Origin of the sequence: Vreelandella neptunia, from assembly GCF_022489065.1 — a bacterium.
GTDB classification, from domain to species: domain Bacteria; phylum Pseudomonadota; class Gammaproteobacteria; order Pseudomonadales; family Halomonadaceae; genus Vreelandella; species Vreelandella neptunia_A.
Map to the genome: position 1 here is coordinate 1 of NZ_JAKVTW010000063.1, position 803 is coordinate 803.

Here is an 803-nt window from a genome sequence, read left to right on the forward strand (position 1 = left end):
ACCTTCGGGAAAGTGTTGCTTGGCGTCATCATTTGATAGCGATGGCGAGATGATGACATCGTCACCGTTTTGCCAGTTAACGGGCGTGGCCACTTTGTGTTTGTCGGTTAACTGCAGCGAATCAAGAACCCGCAGTATCTCGTCGACATTACGTCCTGTGCTGGGTGGATACGTCAAAGTGAGACGAATTTTCTTGTCAGAATCGATGATGAAGACCGTACGCACCGTCAGTTTAGGGTCGGCTTTCGGGTGAATCATTCCATACAGCTTCGCCACCACCTGATCTTCGTCAGCCAGCAAGGGGTAGTTCAGAGCTGCGCCCTGAGTCTGTTCAATATCCCTCGCCCAGTCGTGGTGAGAGCTAAGTGGATCCACCGAAACCCCAACCAGTTTGGCTCCTCGCTGGTTGAATTCGAGCTTTCGCTTGGCAAACGCGCCCAGTTCTGTGGTGCATACTGGCGTAAAATCAGCGGGGTGCGAGAACAGCACCGCCCAGCTGTCGTCAAGCCATTGATGAAAGTTGACCGTACCTTGTGTAGATTCGATCGTGAAGTTTGGTGCTGTCTCGCCCAGTTGTAGCGCCATGGAAATGTCCTCATGTTATTCATTGAGTAGCCACCATAACTTTGAAGTCAACTTTAAGGTCAAGCTTGATGTGTAATATTTGCAGTTCGGTAGGAGGCAAATAATTTGCCAATAAAGGTTGACCTTAAAGCAACTGTAAGCCTTAAAATTCTTATGGCGCTAAAATGGACATGATATGAGGTAGCACCATGGAATTGGTATCAATTCCCTTGTTGGCT

General features: G+C 48.7%; 1 protein-coding gene. It reads right to left on the reverse strand.

Going from position 1 to position 803, the window contains the following annotated elements:
- A partial coding sequence (locus tag MLE19_RS22835) for a peroxiredoxin (RefSeq protein ID WP_240720614.1) occupies window positions 1-585 on the reverse strand: 585 nt, incomplete at its 3' end.
- Between the last annotated feature and the right edge of the window lie 218 nt (window positions 586-803).